This is a genomic window from Pseudomonas sp. EU05-FHT14B02 (assembly GCF_058791055.1).
Genome location: NZ_JBYTDD010000075.1, coordinates 1 through 554, shown reverse-complemented (window position 1 = coordinate 554; position 554 = coordinate 1). Strand labels below are relative to the sequence as shown.

At 53.1% G+C, this 554-nt stretch carries 1 protein-coding gene; it reads left to right on the top strand.

Going from position 1 to position 554, the window contains the following annotated elements:
• Nucleotides 1-216 precede the first annotated feature (216 nt).
• Nucleotides 217-554 (top strand): IS110 family transposase (locus AC3WTM_RS29545; protein WP_492574128.1); only part of this gene is annotated, 338 nt, incomplete at its 3' end.

The following is a 554-nucleotide window of genomic DNA, read 5'->3' as shown; positions in this document are numbered from 1 at the left end:
AGCTCGCTTGTATGGTAGGACTTGAAGGGAGGAGGAGGGACAAGGCTCGATTCTGACTGTTGACGCAGTACAGACCGTGGGAGATTTCGCCCCTCCTCCTTTCACCCAAGCGCCGATAAAGAATGCATCTGGCTAGACCGACGATAGGAACAAGCCTGCGCCTCTGGGTGAGCCCTTCAAGTGCTCAAACCTTATCCCGGAGGAAATCCTGTGGCAATGCCGGTCTCTCTATCAAAACCGATCGTGGGTGTGGATGTCGCCAAGAATGAACTGGTGATTTATCAGTTTGAGGGTGATTTGCTTGAAGAGATTCCCAACACCAAAACATCCATCAAGCAGTGGCTGAAGGCGTTATCGGGGACGGTGGCTATTGCCATTGAGGCGACCAACATCTACCACCTGGACTTCGCTGATCTGGCCTATGAGGCCGGTTGCACGATTTACATGGTGGGAGGCTATGAACTCAAACATTATCGCGAAGGCGTGAAGATCCGCGCCAAAACCGACGCACTGGATGCCAAGCTGCTGGCTCGTTACCTGAAGAACGAAGCCGA